26 protein-coding genes are annotated in these 22,543 nt (G+C 61.0%); 13 read left to right on the top strand and 13 right to left on the bottom strand.

Features of this window, described 5'->3' with window-relative positions; genetic code table 11:
• Positions 1-56 precede the first annotated feature (56 nt).
• Positions 57-692: a LolA family protein gene (locus V1475_RS02955; RefSeq protein ID WP_479411557.1), complete on the top strand. Its 636-nt coding sequence runs from the start codon at positions 57-59 to the stop codon at positions 690-692.
• Positions 693-698: 6 nt separating this feature from the next.
• Here V1475_RS02955 and V1475_RS02950 read toward each other — a convergent pair whose 3' ends face one another.
• Complete coding sequence (locus V1475_RS02950) at positions 699-1,283, bottom strand: transglycosylase SLT domain-containing protein (protein ID WP_434289961.1); 585 nt, start codon at positions 1,281-1,283, stop codon at positions 699-701.
• 92 nt (positions 1,284-1,375) lie between these two features.
• Entirely contained in the window at positions 1,376-2,257 is an 882-nt protein-coding gene (locus V1475_RS02945) for an AEC family transporter (RefSeq protein WP_479411556.1), read from the bottom strand.
• 85 nt (positions 2,258-2,342) lie between these two features.
• On the opposite strand from V1475_RS02945, the gene hspQ reads away from it, so the two are divergent.
• Positions 2,343-2,669 (top strand): heat shock protein HspQ, encoded by a 327-nt coding sequence (gene hspQ / locus V1475_RS02940; RefSeq protein WP_066704595.1) that lies wholly within the window; start codon positions 2,343-2,345, stop codon positions 2,667-2,669.
• 35 nt (positions 2,670-2,704) lie between these two features.
• Here hspQ and V1475_RS02935 read toward each other — a convergent pair whose 3' ends face one another.
• The gene (locus tag V1475_RS02935) at positions 2,705-3,127 is read right to left on the bottom strand and encodes an ATP-binding protein (protein WP_479411555.1); all 423 of its coding nucleotides are present in this window, start codon (positions 3,125-3,127) and stop codon (positions 2,705-2,707) included.
• A 58-nt stretch (positions 3,128-3,185) separates the two neighbouring features.
• Positions 3,186-3,530, bottom strand: a complete 345-nt coding sequence (locus tag V1475_RS02930) for an STAS domain-containing protein (protein ID WP_434289965.1) — start codon at positions 3,528-3,530, stop codon at positions 3,186-3,188.
• A 101-nt stretch (positions 3,531-3,631) separates the two neighbouring features.
• Between V1475_RS02930 and V1475_RS02925 the strand changes: the two genes are divergently transcribed.
• From V1475_RS02925 to V1475_RS02910, 4 genes are all read left to right on the top strand, one after another.
• Positions 3,632-4,093, top strand: a complete 462-nt coding sequence (locus V1475_RS02925) for a GAF domain-containing protein (protein ID WP_479411554.1) — start codon at positions 3,632-3,634, stop codon at positions 4,091-4,093.
• Between the two features lie 30 nt (positions 4,094-4,123).
• Entirely contained in the window at positions 4,124-4,771 is a 648-nt protein-coding gene (locus V1475_RS02920; protein ID WP_479411553.1) for an RluA family pseudouridine synthase, read from the top strand.
• Positions 4,772-4,876: 105 nt separating this feature from the next.
• Positions 4,877-5,524 carry a peroxiredoxin gene (locus V1475_RS02915; RefSeq protein ID WP_479411552.1) on the top strand — a complete coding sequence of 216 codons (648 nt, stop codon included), beginning with the start codon at positions 4,877-4,879 and terminating at the stop codon, positions 5,522-5,524.
• An 82-nt stretch (positions 5,525-5,606) separates the two neighbouring features.
• The gene (locus tag V1475_RS02910; RefSeq protein ID WP_479411551.1) at positions 5,607-6,497 is read left to right on the top strand and encodes a glycosyltransferase family 92 protein; all 891 of its coding nucleotides are present in this window, start codon (positions 5,607-5,609) and stop codon (positions 6,495-6,497) included.
• A gap of 6 nt (positions 6,498-6,503) precedes the next feature.
• On the opposite strand, the gene V1475_RS02905 is transcribed toward V1475_RS02910, so the two are convergent.
• From V1475_RS02905 to putP, 3 genes are all read right to left on the bottom strand, one after another.
• Complete coding sequence (locus V1475_RS02905) at positions 6,504-7,388, bottom strand: glycosyltransferase family 2 protein (RefSeq protein WP_479411550.1); 885 nt, start codon at positions 7,386-7,388, stop codon at positions 6,504-6,506.
• Between the two features lie 331 nt (positions 7,389-7,719).
• Positions 7,720-9,852, bottom strand: coding sequence for a polyribonucleotide nucleotidyltransferase (pnp, locus tag V1475_RS02900; RefSeq protein WP_479411549.1), 2,133 nt, complete (start codon positions 9,850-9,852; stop codon positions 7,720-7,722).
• Positions 9,853-10,095: 243 nt separating this feature from the next.
• Complete coding sequence (gene putP / locus V1475_RS02895) at positions 10,096-11,571, bottom strand: sodium/proline symporter PutP (RefSeq protein ID WP_479411548.1); 1,476 nt, start codon at positions 11,569-11,571, stop codon at positions 10,096-10,098.
• Between the two features lie 281 nt (positions 11,572-11,852).
• On the opposite strand from putP, the gene V1475_RS02890 reads away from it, so the two are divergent.
• The 3 genes from V1475_RS02890 (at position 11,853) to V1475_RS02880 (ending at position 13,826) form a co-directional block, all read left to right on the top strand.
• Entirely contained in the window at positions 11,853-12,620 is a 768-nt protein-coding gene (locus tag V1475_RS02890; protein ID WP_479411547.1) for an SGNH/GDSL hydrolase family protein, read from the top strand.
• A 208-nt stretch (positions 12,621-12,828) separates the two neighbouring features.
• Positions 12,829-13,026 (top strand): hypothetical protein, encoded by a 198-nt coding sequence (locus V1475_RS02885; RefSeq protein ID WP_479411546.1) that lies wholly within the window; start codon positions 12,829-12,831, stop codon positions 13,024-13,026.
• A 119-nt stretch (positions 13,027-13,145) separates the two neighbouring features.
• On the top strand, positions 13,146-13,826 hold the full coding sequence (locus tag V1475_RS02880) for a Crp/Fnr family transcriptional regulator (RefSeq protein ID WP_479411545.1): 681 nt from the start codon (positions 13,146-13,148) through the stop codon (positions 13,824-13,826).
• Between the two features lie 91 nt (positions 13,827-13,917).
• Here V1475_RS02880 and rpsO read toward each other — a convergent pair whose 3' ends face one another.
• Both rpsO and V1475_RS02870 read right to left on the bottom strand, forming a co-directional pair.
• The gene (gene rpsO, locus V1475_RS02875) at positions 13,918-14,187 is read right to left on the bottom strand and encodes a 30S ribosomal protein S15 (RefSeq protein WP_066704574.1); all 270 of its coding nucleotides are present in this window, start codon (positions 14,185-14,187) and stop codon (positions 13,918-13,920) included.
• A gap of 153 nt (positions 14,188-14,340) precedes the next feature.
• The gene (locus V1475_RS02870; protein ID WP_434289977.1) at positions 14,341-14,637 is read right to left on the bottom strand and encodes a DUF5665 domain-containing protein; all 297 of its coding nucleotides are present in this window, start codon (positions 14,635-14,637) and stop codon (positions 14,341-14,343) included.
• A 169-nt stretch (positions 14,638-14,806) separates the two neighbouring features.
• On the opposite strand from V1475_RS02870, the gene V1475_RS02865 reads away from it, so the two are divergent.
• A complete protein-coding gene (locus tag V1475_RS02865) occupies positions 14,807-16,279 on the top strand; it encodes a calcium-binding protein (protein WP_479411544.1) in 1,473 nt (490 codons plus the stop codon).
• Here the strand turns inward: V1475_RS02865 and V1475_RS02860 are convergent, their stop codons facing one another.
• From V1475_RS02860 to rbfA, 3 genes are read right to left on the bottom strand one after another with little or no spacing between them, the layout of a single operon-like run.
• The gene (locus V1475_RS02860) at positions 16,280-16,786 is read right to left on the bottom strand and encodes a DUF1643 domain-containing protein (protein ID WP_479411543.1); all 507 of its coding nucleotides are present in this window, start codon (positions 16,784-16,786) and stop codon (positions 16,280-16,282) included.
• 39 nt (positions 16,787-16,825) lie between these two features.
• Complete coding sequence (gene truB / locus V1475_RS02855) at positions 16,826-17,734, bottom strand: tRNA pseudouridine(55) synthase TruB (protein WP_479411542.1); 909 nt, start codon at positions 17,732-17,734, stop codon at positions 16,826-16,828.
• 12 nt (positions 17,735-17,746) lie between these two features.
• Positions 17,747-18,166 (bottom strand): 30S ribosome-binding factor RbfA, encoded by a 420-nt coding sequence (gene rbfA / locus V1475_RS02850; RefSeq protein WP_479411541.1) that lies wholly within the window; start codon positions 18,164-18,166, stop codon positions 17,747-17,749.
• A gap of 99 nt (positions 18,167-18,265) precedes the next feature.
• Between rbfA and dapB the strand changes: the two genes are divergently transcribed.
• Positions 18,266-19,075 (top strand): 4-hydroxy-tetrahydrodipicolinate reductase, encoded by an 810-nt coding sequence (gene dapB / locus V1475_RS02845; protein ID WP_479411540.1) that lies wholly within the window; start codon positions 18,266-18,268, stop codon positions 19,073-19,075.
• 57 nt (positions 19,076-19,132) lie between these two features.
• Here the strand turns inward: dapB and V1475_RS02840 are convergent, their stop codons facing one another.
• The gene (locus V1475_RS02840) at positions 19,133-19,342 is read right to left on the bottom strand and encodes a DUF1674 domain-containing protein (RefSeq protein WP_479411539.1); all 210 of its coding nucleotides are present in this window, start codon (positions 19,340-19,342) and stop codon (positions 19,133-19,135) included.
• Between the two features lie 59 nt (positions 19,343-19,401).
• Here V1475_RS02840 and V1475_RS02835 point away from each other — a divergent pair, with 59 nt between their 5' ends.
• Both V1475_RS02835 and V1475_RS02830 read left to right on the top strand, forming a co-directional pair.
• A complete protein-coding gene (locus tag V1475_RS02835; protein ID WP_479411538.1) occupies positions 19,402-20,682 on the top strand; it encodes an RsmB/NOP family class I SAM-dependent RNA methyltransferase in 1,281 nt (426 codons plus the stop codon).
• A 95-nt stretch (positions 20,683-20,777) separates the two neighbouring features.
• Complete coding sequence (locus tag V1475_RS02830) at positions 20,778-22,523, top strand: heparinase II/III family protein (protein WP_479411537.1); 1,746 nt, start codon at positions 20,778-20,780, stop codon at positions 22,521-22,523.
• The last annotated feature ends 20 nt before the right edge of the window (positions 22,524-22,543 follow it).

Here is a 22,543-nt window from a genome sequence, read left to right as displayed (position 1 = left end):
CGACCTGTGAAGTCAGGAGAGGTGGAAGTCGCGTCGGGAGCGGCTATATCTCAGGCATGAAACAGATTCTCAGTGCCCCTGTGCGGGCCTCCCTCAAGGTCCTCGCGCCTGCCCTTGTCGCCCTCTCCTTCGCCGGTCCTGCGGCGGCGGAGAAACTGCCGCTCTCGACGATTTCGAGCTACCTCAACGGTCTCGGAACGGTCGAGGCGGAATTCACCCAGATCAATGACGACGGCTCGCGGTCGCAAGGTGCCGTGACGATCAAACGCCCGGGGCGGATGCGGCTCGATTACGGGGGGGGGAACGATGCGCTTGTGCTGGTGTCGGGCGGTCAGGTCGCGGTGTTCGATCCCGGCTCCAACGAGCCGCCGCAGCGGTTTCCGCTGTCGCAGACGCCGCTGTCCCTGATGCTGGCGCGCAATGTCGATCTGAGCAAAGCCAAGATGGTGGTGTCGCACACCGAACAGAATGGCGATACGGTTGTGCGGGCGCAGGACCCGGATCACCCGGAATACGGCTCCATCGACATGATTTTCAGTGCGACCCCGGTGCTCAAGGCCTGGGTGATCCATGATGAGACCGGCGGGGCGACCACGGTTCAGCTCACCAAGATGAAACTGGGCGGTTCGGTGCCGGACGGGGAGTTCAACATCCGCACGGAAGCCAAGCGGCGGGGTACGCCGCTCGACTGATCCGGTTCAGATCTTGCCGCAAGCGGTGAGCTGCTGGCGGTAGACCTCGGCGCGGTCGGCGACGGAACCGGCGACCCGCACGAGCCAGGCTTTGGAATTGTAGCTGCCGCGGGCATAGCCGCTGCGGCCCTCGTGATAGGCGAGGTACTGGTTGCGGGCGTCGTATTTCGAAATGCCGAGGCGTTCGGAAGATTCGGCCATGTACCAGCCCATGAAATCGGTGGCGTCCTCGATCCGGGTGCGTTTGGCGCCCCGGCGGTTCTGCTCCACGCGATATTCGTCCCATGTGGCGTCGAGCGCCTGAGCGTAGCCGAAGGCCGAACTTTGCCGCCCCATCGGGATCACGTTGAGCACGAACTGGTGCGGTGTGCGGGCATCGCCGTCGAATTTGCTTTCCTGATAGAAGGTCGCCATCTGGACATAAACCGGGATGCCCCATTTGCGTTCGGATTTTTTCATCGCGCGCAAATAGGTCGGGCGCTGGTCCAGAATGGAACATGCGTTGTCGAGATTTCTGGGCGCACTGTTATAGCCTCCGCCACAGGCGGACAGCAGAAGAAAAACCGTGAGTGCGCGAAGACGTCTGCTCATAACTGCCTCTCGCTTTATATTTCCCGACAGCATAGCGGATTTGGCGCAGCTGTGAAATGGCATTCCTGTGAACGGGGGCGTGTCGAAATCGCTCAGATCAGCAGGGCGAGGAGGACCGGAAGGTAGATCACCGACAGCAGCGTCGAGGAGACGACGAGGGCGGCGACCGCATCCGAATCCGCGCCGTATTTCTCCGCCAGCATGTAGGAGGTGACGGCGACCGGGGTGGCGATCTGGACGACGAGCACGGCGAAGGGCACCGGATCGAGGTTGAACCAGAGCCCGGCGAGGGCGGCGATGCCGGCGCAGAGCACGACCTTGCCGACGGCCATGACGGCGGCGCGGCCGAGGCCGTGGGGATGCAGGCGTGCGACGGCGACGCCCAAGGTGATGAGCATCAGCGGGATGGCGATCTGGCCCAAGAGCGAGAGCGTGTTCATCGCAAAGGTCGGGAGCGTCCAGCCCTGCCAGAGGAAGAGTGCACCAAGCGCCGTGGCCCAGACCAGCGGTTCCTTGAACGCCTTGCCGAGAGAGCCGCCGCCTGCCGTGACATAGACCCCGAAGGTGAAGGACCAGAGCGCCATGGCAGCAAAGACGACGACGGCATAGCTCAGCCCCGCCTCGCCAAAGGCGAAGAGCGCGAGCGGCAGGCCGAGGTTGCCGGTGTTGCCGAAGATCAGCGGGGCGAGATAGGTGCGGCTGTCGAGACCCATCAGTTTGACGACGCCCCAGGCGGCGATTGTGACCCCGCCATAGGCGACGACCGAGGCCAGCGAGAGCGCCGAGAGCGCGGCGGGTTCGATGTCAGCCTTGACCAGAGCGGTGAAGATCAGCGCGGGCACGGAGAGGGTCATGGTGAGCTTGGTGACGAATTCGAGCCGGTATTCGTGGCCGGTCTTGACCCAGGTGAAGCCGATCAGCGCCAGAAGGAACACCGGTGTCACGATTTCGAGCACTGTCAAAACAAGGTTCACAGACTGTTTCCCATTTCCCGGGCTGCCCCCCGTGGACAGAGACCGTTTTAAAGGTCTACTAACCAAGTATGAGGGTTGCAACGTCATGATGTCATCACGCGCCAAATATCATCTGGGACAGGTTGTCCGGCACCGGAAACACAGTTTCCGCGGTGTCGTGTTCGATGTCGACGCGATGTTCTCCAACACCGAGGAATGGTATGCCGCCATTCCCGAGGATGTGCGCCCGAGCAAGGATCAGCCGTTTTACCACCTGCTCGCGGAAAACGATCAGAGCTTTTACGTCGCCTATGTGTCGGAGCAGAACCTTGTGGCGGATTATTCCGGGGAGCCGGTTCAACATCCGGATCTCGACGATCTGTTCGGCCCGTTCGAGGATGGCGCGTATCCGCTGCATTTCCAGTTGAACTGAGCCGACGCAAAGGGCGGTTCGGAAGGGCGGATCTGTCAGGCCATCTGGCCGATCGACATGCGAAAGCAGAGGCGGTTGTGATCGCCTTCTCGGATATATTCCAGATCGTGCGCCAGTTCCCGGATCAGAAACCAGCCAAAGCCGCCCTCGGGCAGATCGGCGATGTCGCAATTGAGATCGGCGCGGCGGCCGAGGGGCGGTTCGCCGCCGGGCATCATCTGGCCATTGTCGAGGATGGTGCACCAGAGACCTTTGGCCGTCTGGCACAGGTGGATTTCGATCATGCCGTCGGAGCGATCCGCATAGGCATGTTCGACGATGTTGTTGAGCGCCTCGGCCAGAACGATTTCGAGACTGGCAAGCTCGTCCGGGCCATAGTTACCCGCGCCCAGCCCGTGTTTGATACTGGCCAACCCGCGGCGTACCGCGGCTTCGGTTGCCGGAAGGATGAGTCTCAACGCGTGGTCTTTCGGTTCGGGCGGGACCTCCCAGGTCTCCTGACGTTTGAGATTGCCCTCAGGACGCATTCGCAATGCCCTCGACCGCGGCCGCGACACTGGCGTGAATGGTAAAGACGGTATCCATGCGTGTGAGATGGAAGACCCGTTGCACGGTGGGGTGCAGGGCGGCGAGTTCGAGGCGTTGGCCGTGACGCACGGCCTTGAGCGCGGCGACCACGGCGCCGAGCCCGGAACTGTCGAGGAATTCGACATTTCCGAGATCGAGGAGAATGCGCGCCGGGCCACTGTCGCTCAGCGCGCGCATCTCGTCCTTGAACTGAATGGCGCAGGCCGCGTCGATGCGGTTTTCGACGACGCTCACGATTCGCACGTCATCAAAATCCTGATGGGTCAGTTTCATATGCCGTACCTTTTGCCGTACCTTCGTTTCTAGATCGGGGTTGATCCTACGGCGGAAATCTTACCAATGGGTTTGCGCGAAGCAGGAAAAGGGAGAAAAGCATGCCGGATTACGACGGATTGTCGGCACGGGTCGCCGCACTCTGTGCCGGGGAGACGGATGAGGTTGCGCTGATGGCCACCGTGGCCTGCGAAGTGCACCACTCGGATGATCGGTTCCACTGGACGGGTTTCTACCGTGTTGTTTCCGAAGGGCTTTTGAAGATCGGGCCGTATCAGGGCGGGCATGGGTGCCTGGTGATCCCGTTCGCGCGCGGGGTTTGCGGTGCCTGTGCGCGCACGAGGACGGTGCAGCTTGTCCCGGATGTGGAGGCCTTCGAGGGCCATATCGCCTGCGCCTCCTCGACGCGTTCGGAGCTTGTGCTTCCGGTGCAAAATGCGAAAGGGCAGCTTCTGGGCGTGTTCGATCTCGACAGCGATTTCCCCGATGCGTTCACCGAGGAGGATGCCGGGCGGCTTGGCGGGATTCTCGACAGCGTCTTTGCCAATGTGATCCGGGCGTGATACCCGCGCGGGGAGACGAAAGAGGCCGCGATGAGTGACGATTACAATCCCCCGCAAGACCCGCTCAATATCCTGCATCTGGATCATGAGATCCTCGTGGTGGACAAACCTTCGGGGCTCTTGTCCGTGCCGGGCAAGGGCGAGCATCTGGCCGATTGTCTGATGTCGCGCATTCAGGCGACCTTCCCGGAGGCTTTGCTGGTGCATCGGCTGGACCGGGACACTTCCGGGGTGATGGTCTTTGCGATGACGCCCCATGCGCAGCGTCACCTTGGCTTGCAGTTCGAGAAACGTCAGGCGAAAAAGACCTATGTCGCCTGGGTGCATGGCCATATCGCGGAGAAGACCGGCACGGTGGACCTGCCGCTGATCGTCGACTGGCCGAACCGTCCGAAGCAGATGGTCTGTCACGAGACCGGCAAACCGGCGGTGACCGATTGGCGCGTGGTGCGCTACGAGGGCAACCAGACGCGGGTGCGGTTGATGCCCAAGACCGGGCGGTCGCATCAGTTGCGCGTGCATATGCTGGCCATCGGGCATCCGATCATGGGGGACCCGTTTTATGCCGAGGGAGAGGCCCGGGATGCGCCGCGTCTGATGCTTCATGCCGAGCAATTGCGCATTCGCCACCCGGACGGCGGGGCGGGGCTTTCGTTCACCGCGAAATGCCCGTTTTGAGTAAACCCGAGTAAATTTGTCGCGGTTGTCGAAAACGGGGTGGAAATTCCGCTTTTAGAATGTATCTAAGTTACCAGACGACGCACTTATACAGAGGAGATGACCATGGGTCTTCGCATCAACGACATCGTTCCGAACTTTACCGCCAAAACCGACCAAGGTGAGATCGACTTCCACGAGTGGATCGGCGACAGCTGGGCCATCCTGTTCTCCCACCCGAAAGACTTCACCCCGGTCTGCACCACCGAATTCGGCGCCGTGGCGCAGCTTTCCGCAGAATGGGAAAAGCGCGGCGTGAAGGTCATCGGCCTCTCCACTGACCCGGTCGAAGAGCACGGCCCCTGGAAAAAAGACATCGAAGCCTTCTCCGGCGCTCCGGCGGGTTTCCCGATCATCGGCGACACCGATCTGGCCGTGTCGAAACTCTACGACATGCTGCCGGCCGACGCTTATCTCGATGAAAACTCCACCGCGGCCGATGCGGCCTCCGTGCGGGCGTTGTTCATCATCTCCCCGGACAAAAAGCTTCAGCTTTCCATGCTGTACCCGATGTCCGTGGGCCGGAACTTTGCCGAGGTGCTGCGCGCGCTCGACGGGTTGCAAAAAACCTATGGTGTGCCGCTCGCGACGCCGGCGAACTGGACCGTGGGTCAGGATGTGATCGCCGCCCTGTCGCTTTCCGACGAACAGGCTGCCGAGAAATTCGGCGAGGTGGACATCAAACTGCCCTACCTGCGTTTCGTGAAAGCCTAAGGCTTTCGGCGCAAGCCGGTAAAAATCGCCCCTGTTCGCCCGTGGCCCAATTCATTAGGCTGCCCGCGAACAGGGGTTTTTCATGTTTTCAGCACTGCGCCGCACCAAATCCATCTCCCGCATCGCACTCGATCCGCCCGCGCCCATGGCCGACCGGCACGGAATCGCGATTGTCCTCATCGTGCGCAATGAGGAGCGCCATATCGGCGAATGGGGCCGGTTTCATGCCAAGGCGGGCGTGCGGCATTTCTACGTCTATGACAACGGCTCGACGGACGGCACGCTGGTGCAACTGGTCGCCGCTGTCGGGATCGAGAATGTGACCGTCATTCCGTGGCACCAGAAGCTGCGCGACGGGTCGGGGGCGGAGATCCACAATCAGGTGCTGGCCTATGCCCATGCGGTGGCGAATTTCGGGGATCAGTTCCGCTGGATGTCGTTTATCGACGTGGATGAGTTTCTGGTGCCGAAATCGGCGGAGACTTTGCCAGAATGTCTGATGCATCTGGAGGGCGCGGTGAACATCTCGCTGCCGTGGCATATGTTCGGGCGCAACGGGTTCGAGGAACCGCCGGAGGGCGGGATCGTGGCGAATTACACACGGCGGCACCCGGAGCCGATGAGCCCCCTGAAAGGCATGTGCAATTTCAAGATGATCGTGGACCCGTGCCGCGTTACGGCGCTCAGGGTGCATGCGATCGAGACGGATGGTTCGGGGGATAGTGTGAACGACAAGGGCGTGCGGGCCTCGGTCGGGGATCGCAAAAAGCCGGGGTTCTATTCGGCGGATCACATCCAGCTCAACCACTATTACACGCGCTCGAACAGCGAGCTTCAGGCCAAGATCACACGCGGCTCGAACATGACCCAGAACGAGGCGGATCATGTTCGACGCGTGATGCGCAAGGTCGATCAGATCGAGGCGGAAAGCGTCGAGGATCTGGCGGCGAAACGGTGGTTTGCCGGGGGCTGAACGGGCTCAGTGACCGGTGGTCGAGGTATAATGCCGGGACCGTGTCCCCAGAGCAGCGCCGAGTTTCCCCCAAAAGCCGCCCGCCGTTTTGGCGAGTTTCAGAAGCGAGTGGGTCGGGCTGAATGGCAGGGCGATCAGGATCACAGTTATCTGGATGAGCTTGCCGGGAATACGCAGGAAGATTTTGTAGCGCGCCTTCGGTTTCTCGCGCATCCGGCGATGAAAGTTCGTGTTGGATTGATCCCGTGTCCGGCGATATTGATAGATAAAGCTGAGACGTGCGGGGGGAAGGGTCTCGTAGACCAGGGCATCCGCAACCCATCCGACGGTAAAACCGCGGGCCTGCACGTTGGTGAGGAACTCTGTGTCTTCGCCACCCGCGAAACGCAGCTTTTTGTTGAACCAGATGTTCTCATCGCGAAACATGCGGGTTTCCACGAGCCAGTTGTTCGTGGCGATCACCGCGCGTCCCGGGGTGTTGAGCGTGGCGGTCTCTGCCGCGCGCTGTTCCCGTTTCTGATAGAACTCGGTCAAGCTCTTGTACATCAGGGACTGGAAAGCCGTCAGGTTGTCGACGGCCGGGGCGATGCGCAGCGGCGCGCCCAACAACACGGCGTCGCTTTGACGATAGCCCGCGATGAGTTTGACGAGCCAGTCCTGCGCCACGGTCTCGTCGTCATCGACGAAGATGAGAAGATCGGCTTCCTGCGCCAGAGCCTCCTTCGCGGCGCGATTGCGCGCGATGGAGATGCCAGCCTCGGGTTCGAGCACATAATCGATTTCCAGACCGTTCGGCAGCACCGGGGCCGCCTCGATCAGGTCGCGGGTGTGAGGCTGGTCATCATTCTCGACGATGAGACAGCGTGTTGTACAGTTTTCAGGCAGGTCCATGCCTCCCCAAGAGGCAATCAGAGCCCGAACCATTTGCGGGCGTCTGCGTGTCAGTGCGGCGACGGTGATGCGGAGATGTCGATCAAGGCGGTTCTGTGTCATATGGCTTTGTAAACGTGGTTGAATTGAAAAGGTCTGCGGCCTGTATGAGCGTTTTCCCCGACGGGGAAAAGTCACATTTCAACTTTTGATTGTGTGTCGGCGAGTTTCAGCGAGTTCCCCTCTCATACGCACCGGGCGGATGGCATGAGGCGTGGAGGTCATAGGTCAATACGCATAAAAAAAGCCCCACCTACGGCGGGGCTTCTCGATTTCTCGAAAGGGGAACCGATTACTCGGCTTCTTCCTCTTTCTTGACTTCTTCGCCGGTCTCCTGATCGACCATTTTCATGCCAAGGCGGACCTTGCCACGGTCGTCGAAGCCCAGAAGTTTGACGTAAACTTCCTGACCTTCTTTCAGAACGTCCGACGGGTGGTTCAGGCGACGGTTCTCGATTTGCGAGACGTGCACGAGGCCGTCACGCTTGCCGAAGAAGTTCACGAACGCGCCGAAATCGACCAGTTTGACGACCTTGCCTTTGTAGACATGGCCTTCTTCCGGCTCGGCCACGATCGAGTAGATCATGTCGTAGGCCTTCTGGATCGCTTCGCCATTGGCGGAGGCGATTTTGATCACGCCGTCGTCGTTGATGTCGACTTTCGCGCCGGAGGTTTCCACGATTTCGCGGATGACCTTGCCGCCGGAGCCGATCACTTCACGGATCTTGTCGGTCGGGATCTGCATCGTTTCGATGCGCGGGGCGTGGGCGGAGAATTCGCCAGCGCCGGAGAGCGCTTTGTTCATCTCGCCGAGGATGTGCAGGCGGCCTGCTTTGGCTTGGGCCAGAGCTTGCTGCATGATCGCGGGGGTGATGCCCTGGACTTTGATGTCCATTTGCAGCGAGGTGATGCCTTTTTCGGTCCCGGCCACTTTGAAGTCCATGTCGCCGAGGTGATCTTCGTCGCCGAGGATGTCGGTCAGAACCGCGAACTCGCCGCTGTCTTCCAGAACGAGACCCATGGCCACACCGGCCACAGCGGCCTTGAGCGGCACACCGGCGTCCATCATCGACAGCGAGCCGCCACAAACGGAGGCCATCGAGGAGGAGCCGTTCGACTCGGTGATCTCGGAGACCACGCGGATCGTGTAGGGGAAGTCGGTGCCAGCGGGCAGAACGGCCTGAAGGGCGCGCCATGCCAGTTTGCCGTGACCAATTTCACGACGACCCGGAGAGCCGACACGGCCGACTTCACCAACCGAGTACGGCGGGAAGTTGTAGTGCAGCAGGAAGTTGGAGCGGAAGTTGCCATGCAGCGCGTCGATGATCTGCTCATCGTCGCCGGTGCCGAGCGTGGTCACGACGAGGCCCTGCGTTTCACCACGGGTGAACAGAGCGGAGCCATGGGTGCGCGGCAGCAGGCCGGTTTCGCAGGTGATCGGGCGAACCTGATCGAGCGCACGACCGTCGATGCGTTTGCCCTCTTTCACAACGGAAGAGCGCAGCACGTTGGATTCGAGTTTCTTCAGAGCAGAGCCGAGGTTGGTGTCGGCGAGTTGCTCTTCGGACAGACCGGCTTTGATCTCTTCCTTGACGGAAGCGACGGCAGCGACACGTTCCTGTTTGTCGAGGATCGCGTAGGCGGCTTTCATTTTCTCTTCGCCAGCGGCTTTCACAACGCCGTAGAGCTCGGAGTAATCCGGGGATTGGAAATCGAACGGCTCTTTGGCGGACTCTTCGGCCAGATCGATGATCAGGTCGATGACCGGCTGGATTTGCTCATGCGCAAAGGTCACGGCGCCGAGCATTTCGTCTTCGGTCAGCTCGTAAGCCTCGGATTCCACCATCATCACGGCGTCTTTGGTGCCGGCGACAACCAGATCCAGACGCTGGTCCGGGTTGTTGCGCAGGTCCTGCATGTCGTCGACGGTCGGGTTCAGGATGTATTCGCCATCCTCGAAACCAACGCGGCAACCGGCGATCGGGCCCATGAACGGCGCGCCGGAAATGGTCAGGGCCGCAGAGGCGGCGATCATTGCGACGACGTCCGGGTCGTTGACGAGATCGTGCGACAGAACCGTGCACATCACCAGAACTTCGTTTTTGAAGCCCGGCACGAAGAGCGGGCGGATCGGACGGTCGATCAGACGCGCGGTGAGCGTCTCTTTCTCGGTCGGACGCGCTTCGCGTTTGAAGAAGCCACCCGGAATTTTACCGGCGGCATAGTATTTCTCTTGGTAGTGAACCGTGAGGGGGAAGAAATCCTGGCCCTCTTTCTGGGTCTTGGCGAAGGTGACGTTGGCCATCACCGAGGTTTCGCCAAGGGTGGCGATGACGGTGCCATCGGCCTGACGGGCGATCTTGCCCGTTTCCAGCGTGAGGGTTTCTTCGCCCCACTGGATCGATTTTTTCACTTCGTTGAACATCAAGTGTATCCTACTGGGGAGCACTCCCGAGCCCTCTCGGGTCTCCCGTTTATCTGGCGGCCCCATTGCCGCCGACCCCATATCTTACCTTCACAACGCCGGGGTCTGTTGCGTTACGTCTCAGATGGTCAAGGCGCATACAGCAAAATCGCCGCTGCGCCAAGTCGCGAGTTGTGCGTGAAACACAGGAAAACGGGCGGCACATGGCCGCCCGTCGGTGTTTTTTGCGGTTTTCAGCACCGCTTATTCTGCGGGGGTCTCCAGCGGGCGGAATTCGCCGCGCTCCTTGGTCAACAGGCTGACGACGAAGATGGCGATGAAGGAGGCTAAGAAGCCCGGAATGATCTCATAGAGACCTTCGCCCATGAAGCTTTTGTTCAGCCCCGACATGATCCAGATGGCGACGGTGCCCGCACCGACGACGAGGCCTGCGACGGCGCCCGCGCCGGTCATGCGTTTCCAGGTCAGCGACAGGATCATCAGCGGGCCGAAGGCGGCGCCGAAACCGGCCCATGCGTTGGACACGAGGCTCAGCACGTTGGAGGTCGGATCGGAAGCGATCAGGATCGCGGCGACGCCCACGAGCGCCACGCAGAGGCGGCCGACGTTCACCAGCTCATGCTCGGACGCGTTGCGGCGGAGGAAGACCTTGTAGAAGTCTTCGGTGAGCGAGGAGGAGGACACCAGAAGCTGCGACGACACGGTGGACATGATCGCGGCCAGCAGGGCGGCGAACAGAAAGCCGGTGACCAGCGGATGGAACAGCAGTTCGGAGAGCACGATGAAGATGGTTTCCGGGTCTTCGAGCGTCAGACCGTTGCGCTCCATATAGGTGCGGCCGAAGATGCCGACGCCGATGGCCCCGATCAGCGAGATCGCCATCCAGAGCATCGCGATATTGCGGGCGACCGGCACTTCCTTGAGGGTGCGCACAGCCATGAAGCGCACGATGATGTGCGGCTGGCCGAAATAGCCGAGACCCCATGCGACGGTGGACAGGAAGGTCAGCAGCGTCAGCCCGTGGGTCATCGACAGGTAGTTCGGATCGACTTCGGTCGCGAGACGTTGGGCGGCCTGTTCGACGCCATTGCCCTGACCCGTGGTGAGGATCACGATCGGCATGATGATCAGAGCGAACATCATGATGCAGCCCTGCACGAAGTCGGTGAGCGAGACGGCGAGGAAGCCGCCGAAGACGGTATAGGCCAGAACCACGCCGAGGGTGAGGATCACGCCGGTCATGTAGGAGCCCTCAAAGGCGGAGGCGAAAAGCTTGCCGCCGCCGACGAGGCCCGAGGCGGTGTAGACGGCGAAGAACACCACGATGATCACCGCCGAGACGACCCGCAGCGTGGTCGCGGCGGTCGGGAAGCGGTTGGCGAGGAATTCCGGGATGGTGAGGCTGTTGTCGTAGCGCTTGGTTTGCTCGCGCAGACGGGGTGCGACGACGATCCAGTTGATCAGCGCGCCGACGAAAAGGCCGATGCCGATCCAGGCTTCGATCAGACCGGAGGCATAAAGTGCGCCGGGCAGACCGAGCAGAAGCCAGCCGCTCATGTCGGAGGCCCCCGCCGAGAGCGCCGCGACGGCCGGATGAAGATTGCGCCCGCCCAGAACATAGCCCTCGGCCGTGTCCGTGGATTTGCGCCACGCATAAAAGCCGATGGCGAGCATCAGCGCGAAATAGAGGATCAAACTGATCCAGACTCCCAATTCCATGACATTTTCCCCTTGTTGGAATTTTGTCGGGAGAATGCAGATGTGACATTTTGAGACAAGAAAAGACTGTAGTGCCAGTCAAATAAGGTGAATTTGGATTAACGGGGTTATATGCACAGAAAAATGTCATGTACGAATGGGGAACATTGGGAAAATCGACTATTTACCAAAGCGCAGGCTTTTTCGGTTTCCATGTCGCTGGCCCATATGGCATTGCTGAAGAACAAGGCTGGGTGGGCCAACGAATCTTTTATGTCGCAAAACTACAAAGAGCGTCGCCCATGTTGCATGCCCGTATGACATCCCTCCTGACGGCTTTGATTTTGAGCCTCTCTGCCCTGATCGCATCCGGTGAAACCGCGTTTGCTAGCGGCAGCGAGATTGCCTCCAGATCGGCAGGTCCCATCGACACGCCACAGATCGAAAGAAGTGGCCCGCGTATTCTGGCGCTGGGCGATTCCATGATGGCCTGGCATCTCGTGTCCAAAAGTTCGATTGCGGATGTGTTGTCGCAAAGCCTCGGCGAACCGGTGGAGAACCGGGCCATGGGAGGTGCGCGTATTCTTTATGGCCTGCCGATTTCGGGCGCCATCGGCATGAACATCACCAAACAGTATCGCGGTGACGCGGTGGATTGGGTGGTGATCAACGGGGGCGGTAACGATCTTTGGCTGGGCTGTGGGTGCCAGGCGTGCGAACGCAAGATGACCCGAATGATTTCGCCGCAGGGCACCGCCGGAGCGATCCCGGAACTGGCGCGTGAGATCCGCAACAGCGGGGCGCGGGTGATTTACCTTGGCTATCTTCGCAGCCCGGGAGTGGAGTCTGTGATCGACTCGTGCCGGGAGCTTGGCGATGCCTTCGAAGCGCGGCTGACGCAGATGGTGCGGGCGATGGACGGGGTGTATTTTCTGGATGTGTCAGAACTTGTCCCGGAGGGCGACCGGTCCTTTCACGGCGCGGACATGATCCATCCGTCGAAAAAGGGCTCGCGGGTGATCGGGCAGAAACTTGCGGATGTGATCCGTCAGGTGGATGATCGGCGCTGACACGATCTGGCCTCAGGAGGGGGGCGGGGCGCAAAAGCGCAGCCAGAACGCCCGGATCCTGCGGCCACACCAGTGTTTCATAGCGCGATGTGATCGGGGTCGGGGCCGAGAGCAGCAGAATGATCCGTGCGCCGCGTTGCGACAAGCGAAGCCCAAGAACACCGGCATTCACCTCTGTGGCGGGCAGTGCCAGAAATGCGGCTGTCACATGCGGCAGCTTGCTCAGGGTCACGATGGCTTCGCCCGGGCTGGCGACCCTGAAAATCTGCGCGCCGGGGACAAGCCGCAGCAGGGCGAAACAGAGGCTCTCCCCGAATGTCTCGTCCTCGGCAAGGATCAGAAAAACCGCGTTTTGAACGGCGGGGGCGGCAATGTGGGAGAACATGTCTGGGCAAGCCTGTCTTGAAAAATCATCCTCAGAATGAACCAAAAGGCGGTTTCGCGAATTAAACCACGACATAGCCGGAGGATATTTTCGTGACCGTTGCGTGTAAAAATTGCCCCTTGCGCAAGAAGGACTGTTTCGTGCCGTTTTCACAGCAGGAACTGGCCTTTACCCAAGGGTTCAAAAGCGGTGAACTGAGTGTCGATGCGGGCACGACGACCCAGATCGAAGGCTCCGAGACGCCGCATCTCTATACCGTGTTGAGCGGCATGGGGGTGCGTTACAAGACGCTTGAGAACGGGCGGCGTCAGGTGGTGAATTTCATCCTGCCGGGAGATTTCGTCGGGCTTCAGGCCGGGGTGATGGGCGTGGCAGGGCATTCGGTCGAGGCGACGACGCCCATGGTGCTCTGTACCTTCCGGCGCAGCGATCTCTGGCGCTTGTTTCAAAACCATCCGGGACGGGCCTATGACCTTGTCTGGCTGGCGGCTTCCGAGGAGGCGTTTCTCGGCCAGAGCCTCGTGACGGTCGGTCAGCGCAAGGGGCTTGAGCGGGTGTCCTGGGCGCTTTTGAAACTGTTCGACCGGCTGTCGCATCGCGGGCTTGCCAAGGGCAATCGCGTGCCCTTGCCCTATCGGCAACAGGATGTGGCGGATGCGCTTGGCCTGTCTCTGGTGCATACCAACAAGACGCTGGGCGTGCTGCGCAATCGGAAGGTGGCGCGCTGGAGCGATGGTGAATTGCAGATTCTCGACCGGGAGACATTGCAGGGCTGTGCGTTGGTCGAGGAAGAGGACGTGGGGCAGCGTCCGCTGATTTGAGGGCGGTCGAGCGTTGCGAAATGAAAAAAGACCCTCCGAAGAGGGTCTTTTGAAAAACATAACGAGGGTGCGCCGTGGCGCAGCCGCAGGCTTAGCGACGCAGGCCCAGACGCTCGATGAGGGACTGGTAGCGAGCTTCGTCTTTGCCTTTGACGTAGTCGAGCAGCTTACGGCGCTGGGCGACCATCATCAAAAGGCCACGACGGCCGTGGTTGTCTTTCTTGTGGGTTTTGAAGTGCTCGGTGAGCGTCGCGATGCGCGAGGACAGAATTGCGACCTGAACTTCGGGGGAACCGGTGTCACCTTCTTTGGTGCCGAATTCCTTGATCAGGCGGGCTTTCTCTTCAACCGTGATCGACATCGGGGTCTCCTTTCGAAAACAAAGGGTTATGGCGCAAGCCGGGATGTCGTCCAGCAGGGCCCTTGGAGAATCTTCCCGGCACTGAGGCCTAGGAATGCGCGCGTTTAACCGGATTCTTTTGAAAAAGAAAGCCTTTTCCCGTTGGTGTCCGGTCTACTGTCCGGTCTCGACCCGCTGCGTTTCGCTCAGGATCTCGCCGGCCAGTTGCTTGGCCCAGTCGCCGATGATCGGCACGACCTCCATCTGGTTGAGCATATAGCCGACGATCGACACCACGATGGAGGCGCCGACGACCGAGCCGAAGCCGAAAGCCAGCCCGCGCAGGAACTGAAACCACATCATCCGCAATTTGGAATTCTGGATGCGAATGAATTTGTGATTGTTGAGCCGGTCGAGCTCGTCCGTCAGCGCTTTGATGTCTTCCGACAACGCGTTTTCCTGTTCCGACATGTCCTGCCCCATCGTTGTTTGTCACCTGCTCTTCTAATCACATTTTTTACAGAATGAAAATTAACCTTTCCTAACAGTCGTTTAGATTGAATTTTCTAGATATTTCCCTTCTTTTTCAAGCCTTGCGGCGTATTATGTGATCGGGTGTGTGAATGCGAGGTGTGGGGATATGTTATGGGCTTTGGCATTGCTGGGACTTGTACCGGCTGCGCTCGCGTTGGGCGAAGTGGCCATGATCGGGAACGAGTCCGACGCCTCTTCCACGACCGAGAGCGATCTTCCTGAGGACGAAACGGTCGATGAGACCGGGACCGGAGACACCGGTGACGAGGGTTTTCTGACCGGGTCTTCCGATGATGCCGCGCTCGATGCCGTCACGTCCGATGACGGTCCGTCTGACGACACGCAAGACGATCTGCTCGGCGAAGCATCCCCGGACGACGACGCATTGTCAGGCACGGAGGATGCGGGCGAGGATTACGCGGTTGCGAGCGGGTCGGGCGAAACGCTTTTCTCCGATTTCACCGAAGGTGAGGATCATGTCACGCTGACGCTGGACGATGGTCTGGCGGGGAATTTCATCGTCGAACCGCTGACCGATGACGATGGCAATGAGATCGGAACGAGCCTGTCCTATGCGACGGATGAGGATGAAACCATCCTGTCCTTCCTCGGTTATGACAGCCTGCCGGTGGACGATATTTCCGTCGACGTGCTGGACCCCGAAACCGGGGAAAGCACGCTTTATGCCCTGAGCGAATTGGGGGATTTCGGAGCGGTCGAGCCGAATGATCCGGATATCCCGGACGAGGCGGGGCCCGACAGCCCCCCCGATGACGATGTGCTGGGTGTGAACGATCCCGACATCCCGGATGAAGCCGGGCCGGACAGTGACCCCGATGACGACGTCCTGACCCCGGACGAGGATGCGGATACGGCGACGGGCACACCGACCGGTGACACGGTGGACTATGTGCTGGGCGATGAGGGCGAAACGCTCGTTTTGGCCGATGACGTGATGCAGGGCGGCACGGACGCGACCCTGACCCTCGATGAGGACGGCCTGCCGACGATCGAGACCGACGGGACGCTGAATCTGGTGACGGGCGGGGCGGGAGACGATGTGATCGCGACCGGTGACGATGCGGCGATTGTCGATGCGGGCGCAGGCAATGATACGATCTATGGCGGCGATGGCACGGCGATCCTGTCGGGTGGCGCGGGCGACGATGTGATCTATGCCGGAAACGATACGGGATCGTCTTATGTGCTCTCGGGCGATCAAGGCGCCGACACGCTGTATGGCGGCGATGGTGACGACACGCTCTTGATGGATGCGGAAGATACCGCGACAGGTGGGGCGGGGGGCGATGAATTCTGGCTTTATTACGACGCAAATGCCGATGTCGGCCATGCGGAGATCACAGATTTTAATGAGGGCGAGGACATGCTGCGCGTGACCCTCGATCCGAGTGAAAGCTATGACGGCACGCTCGATGTCGAGGTGAGCCAGACCGAAGACGGGCTATCGAGTCAGGTGATCGTCAATGGCGATGTGGTGGCGGTGCTGTATGGCTCGCCCAACGTGACCTTGGCGGACATCGTGGTCGAGATCAGCCCCACGGCGCTTTCCGCCGCCTGATCAGGGCCAGAGCTCTGGCTGCTGCGTATAGGCAATGTAAAGCGGGTGCTTCGGGTGGCCTGCTTTCGACAGGCCGAGGTGATAGAGATCGCGCCCGGTGCCGCGCAAAATCCGTTCGACATGGGCGCCCCGGTTCAGATGTGCGCCATGGGTGCCCCAGGCGCAAACGACCTGATCCGCCCAAAGCGCCCAGTCGTGAATCGCGCTGTCGTTCTCCGGTCCGACCGGATCGCTTGCGGCGCGCATCTTCTTCGGATCGGTGTCGCGCCATGCGAAAATATTCGTGACGCAAAACGACCCGAACCCAAGGGCGCGGGCCCGGCGTTCACAACGTTCCACGGTGGGATCGTTCTGCACTTCGGTGGCGGTCGAGGGATTGAGCATGACGAAAAGCGCCTTGCGCCCCTCCGGCTCCCAGACCCGGACCAGCGAGTAACGGTAACGTTCGCAATCGGAATAGACGGCGGTGGAGGGCGCATCGCCCTTGGTATGGGTGCGTGTGATCATGCGCCTTGAATGGCCGCTCTGCCCGGTGAAATCAAGCGATCAGAGGTTGAACACCCGAGACGGGTGCAATTCGCCGGATTTGTAGATGCCGACGGCCACAGGCTTGCCCTCGAACGAGGCCCAGACCTCATCGCCGTATTCGACGCCATCGGCGGGGTAGACCATGCCGGGATTGCCGTTGCGCAGACGCGTGGCGCCCTCGGGTGTACACATCACCTCATCGAGATCGGCCAGGCCCTCCTCGATCGGGCGCAGATAGGCGTCGAGCGCTTCGGTTTTGGCCATTTCGTCGATCTCGGCGATGGAAATCCCGTCCTCGGCATCCCAAGGCCCGGACCATTCGCGGCGCAGCCATTCGACATGGCCGAAACAGCCCAAAGCCTCCCCCAGATCGCGGGCAATCGCGCGGACATAGCCGCCCTTGCCACAGGTCATTTCGAAGAGCGCATGATCGTCGTCAACGCGCTCGACGAATTTCAGCTCTTCGACATAAAGCGGACGGGCAGCGATTTCGAACTCTTCGTCGTCGCGCGCCAATTTATAGGCCCGCTCGCCGTCGATCTTCACGGCGGAGAATTTCGGCGGTACCTGCATGATGTCGCCTTCGAACTGCGGCAGCGCATCGAGAATCTGCGCATCCGTCGGGCGCGCATCGCTCTCGGAAATCACTTGGCCCTCGGCGTCATCGGTGTTCGTCGCCTGCCCAAAACGGACCGAGAACCGGTAGCATTTCAGCGCCTCAGTGATGAACGGCACGGTTTTCGTTGCTTCGCCCAAGGCGACGGCCAGAACCCCGGTCGCATCCGGGTCGAGCGTGCCGGCATGGCCCGCCTTCTGGGCGTCGAATGCCCAGCGCACTTTGTTGACAACGGAGGTCGAGGTCATGCCAGCGGGCTTGTCCACGATCAGCCAACCGTGAACTGCGCGCCCCTTTTTGCGTCGGGCCATTGGATGTCTCCGTTATTCTTCTTCGTCTGGGGCGTCGTCGTGATGAATGTCGCGCTGAACCCGTTCGTCAGAAAACATAATGCGCGTGGCATCCATCCGGTCGAACGTATCGTCGAACTCGAATCTCAGTTCCGGCGTATGCTTGATCCCAAGCGCCTTGCCGACCTGATGGCGAATCTCACCCTTGTTGCGACGCAGCGCTTCCAGAGCGGTGCCCGCCGATTTCCCGCCGAGTGGCAGGATATAGGCGGTCGCGATCCGCAAGTCGGAGGTTACACGCACCTCGCCCACCGTGATCGACATCGCGGTGAGATCGGGATCGTGGATTTCGCCACGGGACAACATCTCGGACAGACGACGCCGAATGGCCTCGCCAATGCGAAGGGTACGATGCGAACCCGAAGGTCCGCCGGAATGAGAACGTTTTGCCATAGGCGCGAGATAGTCTTGATTGGCCTTTCATGCAAGCGGGCTTTGCCAAATCCGCTTGGCCGCGCTAAAGCTCGCGCGACTGAATTAGGAGTGCAGAACATGAGCGAGCTTCCCGGCATTGTCATCACCGGTGCGTCCGGCCGTATGGGCCAGATGTTGATCAAAACCGTTTTGGCCTCGGACAAGTGCAAACTCGTGGGGGCGGTCGAGCGCGCAGGCAGCGATTGGGTCGGGCGCGATGTGGGCGAAGCCATGGGTGGCGCGGCGATCGGGGTCACCGTGACCGACGATGCGCTGGAAGCCTTTGCCAAGGCGCAGGCCGTGATCGACTTTACGGCGCCCGCCGCGACCGTCGCATTCGCGGGGCTGGCGGCGCAGGCGCGCTGCGTCCATGTCATCGGCACGACCGGCATGTGCCCCGAAGAGCTGAAAAAGATCGAAGCCGCGTCCCGTCACGCCACGATCATCCGCGCGGGCAATATGTCTCTGGGCGTCAACCTTTTGACCAAGCTCACGAAAATGGTCGCCGCCGCTTTGGACGCGGATTACGACATCGAGATCATCGAAGCGCATCACAACCGCAAGGTGGACGCGCCGTCGGGCACAGCGCTGATGCTGGGGGAGGCGGCGGCAGAGGGCCGTGGTGTGAAACTCGAAGAGGTGCGCGATTCGGGGCGTGACGGCATCACGGGCGCGCGGAAGAAAGGCGACATCGGCTTTTCCGCCATCCGTGGCGGCGACATCGTGGGCGAGCATGATGTGATGTTCGCGGGCGAGGGGGAGCGGATCATTCTGCGCCATGTCGCCTCGGATCGCTCGCTCTTTGCCAAGGGCGCTTTGAAAGCCGCGCTCTGGGGGCAGGGGCAGAAACCGGGCGAGTATGACATGCTCGACGTGCTGGGTCTCTGAGCTTTATTGCAGCCCAAATACTCAAAACAAAACCCGCGGATTTCCGCGGGTTTTTCTTTAAAAGTCGATGGCGAGGCCCTTTTTCTCCCAATCGCCATAACGCACCGGCTCCGGCCCGTCGCGTCCGCCCAATTCGGTGGGCATCGCTTTGACCGCCTCTTCACGGGTTTTGCGCCGCTCTTCCGCCTCGGCCAGTGCGCGCTGGGCGGCGGCGGGCAGGTGGGAGATGTCGCGCATTTCGGGGGTCTCTGGAGTGTCGTCGCTCATCGGGAGCTCCTTTCGGATGATCTTGTCCGGCTTGGCCTTGTGATATACGGGGTTGAGCTATGAAAACAAGATCAAGCGATGTTGCTGGGCTTGCCGCCCGCCGGGCCGCTCTGGCCCTTCTGGATGCCGTTCTCGTGGAGAAGCGGCTCCTGTCCGAAGTGCTGTTGCAGCGCACCAAAGAGCTCACGCCCGAGGATCGTGCGCGCTCCCAGCGTCTGGTGACCGAAGCTCTGCGCGTCATCGACCGCTGCGACCGGATGCTTGGGCCGCATCTTGCCAAACGTCCCGCGCCGCATGTGATGGATGCGCTGCGTCTTGGAGTGTTCGAGATTTGCGCCATGGGAGAGGCCGCGCATGGGGTTGTGAACGCCTATGTGGCGTTGATGCAGGAGCGTCCGAAATCTAGCCATTTCAAGGGGCTGGTTAATGCGGTGCTGCGCAAGATCGACGGGGAAAAGGCGAAATGGGATGGCCTGCCTGCGCCGATGCTGCCGAAATGGCTGCGCAAGCCTTTGGTGGCGGATTTCGGAAAAGCGACAGTCAGTGCGATGGAGGCGGCGCAGGCCAAGGGCGCGCCGCTTGATCTGACCGTCAAGCAGGACCCCGAGGCTTGGGCCGAGAAGCTCGGCGGCGAGGTCTTGCCGACCGGATCGGTGCGCCTGAGCGGCGCTGTTCAGGTCACGAAACTGGACGGGTTCGAGACGGGCGATTGGTGGGTGCAGGACGCTGCCGCCAGCCTGCCTGCGCGAATCCTTGCGCCGGAAAAGGGCGCGCGGGTCCTCGATATGTGCGCCGCACCCGGTGGAAAGACGATGCAGCTCGCGGCCATGGGGGCGCAAGTTACCGCACTCGATATCTCCGAGTCGCGGATGAGTCGGGTGCAGGAAAACCTGACACGCTGCGGTCTGTCGGCGGAAATCACCATCGGCGATGCGCTGGAATACCAAGGGGCGGATTTCGATGCGATTCTGCTCGACGCGCCCTGTACCGCCACGGGGACGATCCGGCGACACCCGGACCTTCCGCATGTCAAGGACGGCTCGGATTTTCCGGGGCTGTTCGAGTTGCAGGAACACCTGATCGACCGGGCTTTGGGGATGCTCAAACCCGGTGGAAAGCTGGTCTATTGCACCTGTTCTCTGCTCATCGACGAGGGCGAGGAACAGGTGCGCGACGCGATGGAGCGGCATCCCGATCTCAGGCTCGATCTTGACGCGCTCAAGATCCCCGGCATTGATCCGGAATGGATCGGCGCGGAGGGGCTGCGGACCCGTCCGGATTACTGGGCGGACCGTGGCGGGATGGATGGATTCTTCATCACGGTGTTGCGACGGGGATGAGCGACAGGGAGGTTTCGGGGATTTCCCGATGACATCCTGAGGTGCGCCCGCTATCTTCCGGGCAACGATAACGAACCGACAGGCTGGGGCAGGCAATGTCGCAAAGCGAGGATTGGCGCGCGAAGAACGTCCGTCGCATGAACCGGTTTCATGCGCTGCGTGCCGCGCGTGCAAAACCCGCGATGGGATTTGTCTCGCAGCCCGAACCCAAATCCATCGGCTCTTTCGCGCGTGGGCGTCAGCTGATCGGCGGGAATTTCCTGTTTGCGGGCTATCTGGTCGAGGCGCCGAATGCCTCGATCTGGGACATCGAGGCACCCGCTCCCGGCTTTGTCGAAGAAATTCATGGCTTTGCCTGGCTCGACGATCTGGCCGCCGTGGGCGATTACAACGCGCGGCATCGGGCGCAGGATTGGATCAAGGGCTGGATGGAGCGCTATGCGCGCGGCAAGGGACCGGGCTGGACGCCGGATCTGACCGGGCGGCGGCTTATTCGCTGGATCCATCATGCGCTGTTTTTCCTGTCCGGGCAGGAAACGGAAGTGTCGAACGCCTTCTATAAAACGCTCGGGCAACAGACGATTTTCCTCGCGCGGCGCTGGCAGACGGCAAGTCCCGGATTGCCGCGGTTCGAGGCACTCACCGGGCTGATCTATGCCGGGTTGTCGCTTGTCGGCATGGAGGAGCATGTCGCGTCGGCGGTGAAGGCGCTGGCGAAGGAATGCGAGAGCGAGATCGACCTTGAGGGTGGCATCCCGACGCGCAACCCCGAAGAACTTTTGGAGGTTTTCACGCTTTTGACATGGGCCGCAGCGGCCTTGTCGGAAGCGGGACGGATCGCCGAGGAGGCGCATCTTGCGGCGATCGAACGCATCGCGCCGACGCTGCGCGCGCTGCGTCATTCCGATGGCGGGCTGGCGCGGTTTCATGGCGGTGGGCGCGGAGCCGAAGGGCGGCTCGATCATGCGCTGGCCGCCTCGGGCAATAAAACACCGCCGGGGCTGGGACTTCATATGGGGTTTCTGCGGCTGTCGGCGGGGCGGACTTCGATCATCGTCGATGCTGCCGTTCCGCCCAAGGTCGAAGCCTCGTTCAATGCCCATGCTTCGACATTGGCCTTTGAGCTGACCTCCGGGCGGCGTCCCCTGATCGTCAATTGCGGAGCGGGCGGCAGTTTCGGTGCCGATTGGCGGCGGGCCGGGAGGGCGACGCCGTCGCATTCGACACTGGGGATCGAGGGGTTTTCCTCGTCCCGTCTGGGTGCCAAGCGGATGATTGGCGGTCATTTGCGCGAATTGTTGGTCGATGTGCCCAATGACGTGCGGCTTGAGTTGCGCGCCGGTGAGGATGGCGGCGGGTTCGTGGCCGGGCACAATGGGTATGCGCGCACCCACGGGCTGACCCACATCCGCCAGATCGAGCTGTCGAAAGACGGGCGGGGGATTGCGGGGGAGGACACTCTGGCGACGATCACCGAGGCGGATGAGCGGCAATTCGACCGGATGATGGACAAGCTCAAACTTCAGGGCATTCCGTTTCAGGTCCGGTTTCATCTCCATCCGGATGTGGATGCGGAGATCGACATGGGGGGCGCGGCGGTGTCTCTGGCGCTCAAATCCGGGGAGATTTGGGTGTTCCGGCATGACGGTCGCGCGAAATTGAGCCTTGAGAGGTCGGTTTACCTCGAAAAAAACCGCTTAAAGCCGCGTGCAGCGAAACAAGTGGTTCTATCTGCGGCGGCAATGGATTATGCGACCCGTGTCCGTTGGACATTGGCCAAGGCGCAGGAGACGCCGACGACGCTCCGCGATCTTGAGATGGACGACGAGACCCTGATCTGACCGCCACAAAGATGGACTGC

Source organism: Celeribacter sp. SCSIO 80838 (assembly GCF_056498065.1).
The sequence above is the reverse complement of the archived record's forward strand: the minus strand, read 5'-3'. Positions and strand labels throughout refer to the sequence as shown.